The organism is Microvirga sp. P4_G7 (assembly GCF_056401005.1).
In genome coordinates this window covers 1-3,479 of sequence record NZ_JBFUKD010000404.1, presented here as the reverse complement: position 1 = coordinate 3,479, position 3,479 = coordinate 1, and the positions used below count along the sequence as shown (strand labels likewise).

General features: G+C 62.2%; 4 protein-coding genes. 3 read left to right on the top strand and 1 reads right to left on the bottom strand.

Translation table 11 applies throughout. The features are described 5' to 3' along the window. A partial coding sequence (locus AC1DT3_RS15410; RefSeq protein WP_477466123.1) for an alpha-isopropylmalate synthase regulatory domain-containing protein occupies nt 1-610 on the top strand: 610 nt, incomplete at its 5' end. A gap of 67 nt (nt 611-677) precedes the next feature. Here AC1DT3_RS15410 and AC1DT3_RS15405 read toward each other — a convergent pair. After that, nucleotides 678-1,277 carry an LOG family protein gene (locus AC1DT3_RS15405; protein ID WP_477466122.1) on the bottom strand — a complete coding sequence of 200 codons (600 nt, stop codon included), beginning with the start codon at nt 1,275-1,277 and terminating at the stop codon, nt 678-680. A gap of 129 nt (nt 1,278-1,406) precedes the next feature. Between AC1DT3_RS15405 and AC1DT3_RS15400 the strand changes: the two genes are divergently transcribed. Beyond that, nucleotides 1,407-2,762 carry a LysM peptidoglycan-binding domain-containing protein gene (locus tag AC1DT3_RS15400; RefSeq protein ID WP_477466121.1) on the top strand — a complete coding sequence of 452 codons (1,356 nt, stop codon included), beginning with the start codon at nt 1,407-1,409 and terminating at the stop codon, nt 2,760-2,762. A gap of 73 nt (nt 2,763-2,835) precedes the next feature. Beyond that, nucleotides 2,836-3,479: ABC transporter transmembrane domain-containing protein (locus tag AC1DT3_RS15395; RefSeq protein WP_477466120.1), on the top strand; the 644-nt coding region annotated here is incomplete at its 3' end.

Here is a 3,479-nt window from a genome sequence, read left to right as displayed (position 1 = left end):
GCGCAAGGTCCTGGTGTCCGATCAGGGTGGACGTTCGAACATACTCGCCGAGTTGAAGCGGATCGGTCTCAATCTCGACAAGGACGACCCGCGGGTCGGCAAGGTGCTCGACGAAGTCAAGCGCAAGGAGGCGGAAGGCTTCGCTTTCGAAGGCGCCGACGCATCGTTCTACGTTCTCGTCAAACGCATGCTCGGCGAGGTGCCGGCGTTCTTCGACGTCGAGCGGTTTTCGGTCAATGTGGAGCGGCGCTACAACGCCATCGGCCAACTCGTCACCGTCGCCGAAGCGATCGTGAAGGTCCAGGTCGGCGGAGAGATCATGATTTCCGCTGCGGAAGGAAACGGCCCCGTCAACGCACTCGACGTAGCCTTGCGCAAGGACCTCGGTAAGTACCAGGACCTGATCCAGGATCTCGAGCTGATCGACTACAAGGTCCGCATCTATCAAGGCGGATCGGATGCGGTGACACGCGTTCTCATAGAATTCGCGGATGGTGCGAAGGATCGCTGGACGACGATCGGCGTGTCCCCGAACATCATTGACGCGTCGTTCCAGGCCCTGACGGATTCGATCACGTACAAGCTGCTGAAGAGCGGCGCTCTGCTCTGACGGGTGTATCCTTCCAGGCGCCGCTTTCGCGGCTCCTCAGGAGGTCGGAGTAACTCGGCCGAAGCGCCTAGAACCGCTGCTCGATCAGCTCTTCATTCGCAACGATACCCGTGCGGCGAGCGGCCGCCTCCAGCATCGGCAGCACGTCCTTGGATTGCTCCGCGACGATATAGTTCAGCTCGAGCCCCTGGCGAATAAAGCCTTGCTCGCGCATGTGGGCGAGCAAGCTGAGCAGCGGCTTCCAAAAGCCGTTGATGCTCAGCATCAGGATCGGCTTGGTGTGCTGGCCGAGCTGGGACCAGGTCATCTGCTCGACGAGTTCTTCCAACGTGCCGATTCCTCCCGGCAGCGCCACGAAAGCATCCGCCTTTTCGAACATCAGGCGCTTGCGGGTGTGCATGTCCGGAACGACGATCGTCTCCTGCACGTTGTCCAGGAGCTTTTCTCGCGACTTCAGGAAGTCCGGTATGATGCCGGTGACATATCCGCCGTGTTCGAGAACCGCGTGCGCAATGGTCCCCATGAGGCCGACATTGCCGCCCCCATAGACGAGTTTGATTCCTTGCTCGGCCATAGCGCGGCCTAATGCCGCCGCACTTTCCTTGAACACGGGCTCGCTACCGAATCCGGAGCCACAATAGACACATATCGAGCGGATAGCAGGCATTGGGAATTCCGGGGAGCCGGAAGAGCTGGGCTCCGATTCGTAGTACATCTTAATCTTCCTTATGGCCGTAGCCTTTTGAAAGATAAACGGTTTAAATGAACGAAAGTGCCACGTTTGAGAAAAGGCATCATGGCGAACCAGGAACAGGGCAGGGGGACGCTCTACGTTCTCGGCGGCACGGCGATCGTCGTCGTCGCAGTGCTGATAGGCATGCTTGCGTGGGAGCCCGGCAGAATCGGCTCCGGCAGCAACGAGACACCTCAGGATCAAGCTAAACCGCAGGCTGCGACCCAACCTCCGCCTGTGACCGCACCGTCGCCCTCGGCGACGCCATCGACCGCGCAACAGACGACAACGTCCCAGACGGGCGCCGCTTCAGCGGGCGGCAAGCCCGCCGAGACGAGTGCGGAGGCGGCAAAGGCTGCCGAAAAAGCCGTCCCTGGGGCGGTCCTTCCGTCGTTCGACGTCGTGCGCGTCGAGCCAGACGGCGACAGCGTGATCGCCGGGCGCGCTGCGCCGGGTGCGACCATCGAGCTTCTGCGTGGCGATCAAGTCCACGCGCGCGCCGTGGCGGACGCTTCAGGGCTTTTCGCCCTCGTTCCGCCACCCCTGCCGCGCGGCTCGCACGAGATCATTCTTCAATCGATCGCCCCGGATGGCTCGCGGCAGCGGTCCCGGGAAAGCGTGACGGTGGTCATCAACGGCGATTCGCGTCCGCTCGTCGCCTTGGCTGCTCCCGATAAGCCGACGGTCCTCCTGTCCAATCCGGAGCCTCCAGACGCCAAAGCGACGAAGGAGGCTTCGTCCGCGCCGACGACTGCGCCCAAATCCGGCTCGACCGAGGATGGAAAAGCGGCCGCGCCCGCMGGTGTTCGCGTCGAGATCAAGATTGCGACCGTGGAAACCGAAGAAGGCGGGCGCCTGTTCGTTTCCGGCCAGGCCGCGCCTGGCGCAACTGTTCGCCTCTACCTCAATGATTCGTTCATCGCCCCCGGTGGGGCGGGGGGAGACGGGAAGTTCTCCTTCGCTATCGGCAAGGGCATGAAATCCGGCGATTATCGCGTCCGTCTCGATGATGTGGATCCGGTGTCAGGCAACGTGAAGTCGCGGGCCGAAGTCGCTTTCAGCGTCCCCGTCGAGATGGCTGCGAGCGAAGCTTCGCCGGCCTCGCCGCCCGTCGCGGGTGGACCGCAGACCCCGGGCCAGAGCACCGTCCAGACCCCGAATCAGGCGACCGCCAGCGCAGCGGCAACGTCCAGCGACCCCAAAGCATTGCCGCCGGGGACAGTCGTCATTCCGGACGTCGCCACTGCGATCGTCTCCAAGGGTGACAATCTGTGGCGGATCAGCCGCCGGATCTATGGGGAAGGACATCGCTTCACGGTGATCTACAACGCCAACCAGGAGCAGATCCGCAATCCCAATCTGATCTATCCGGGACAGGTTTTCGTGCTGCCGGCCAACCAAGCGCAGATTAATCCCTAAAACCTGCCGAGAAGGGTGAATTCGTCTCCCGGATCCCTTATATCCGGTGGCTACCTTTACCGGATTCTAAACTATGCCTCCCACTCCCGCCGCTCCTTCGGCGCGTCACAACGCTCCGAAGACCCCTGGCTTGGTGTCGACCATCGTAAAGCTCTGGCCCTATCTGTGGCCGCACGGGCGACCCGACCTTCAAGGGCGAGTCTTTCTGGCTTTCGGGCTCCTCCTGGTGGCGAAATTCGTCACCGTGACGATGCCGTTCACGTTCAAATGGGCGACCGACGCGCTCATTGCCGTCACGAGCACCAATCCGCAGGCGGCGGAAGCCGCGGCTACGGCTGGTTCCTGGCTATGGCGCGCGCCGATCATGCTGACGATCCTCTACGGGATCGTGCGCATCGTCATGGCGCTCTTGACGCAAGTCCGCGACGGTCTGTTCGCCAAGGTCGCGATGCACGCCGTCCGCAAGCTGGCGCTGCAAACGTTCGAACACATGCATCGTCTGTCGTTGCGCTTTCATCTCGAACGCAAGACCGGCGGCCTGACGCGGGTGCTCGAACGCGGCCGGCGCGGCATCGAAGAATTGTCCCGCCTCGTGGTGCTGACGCTCGTTCCGACGGTGATCGAGCTCCTGCTCGTGCTCGGCATGTTGGCGTACGAGTTCAATTGGACGTATTCGCTCGTCGTGTTCGTGATGGTGGTGGTCTATCTCGCCTACAC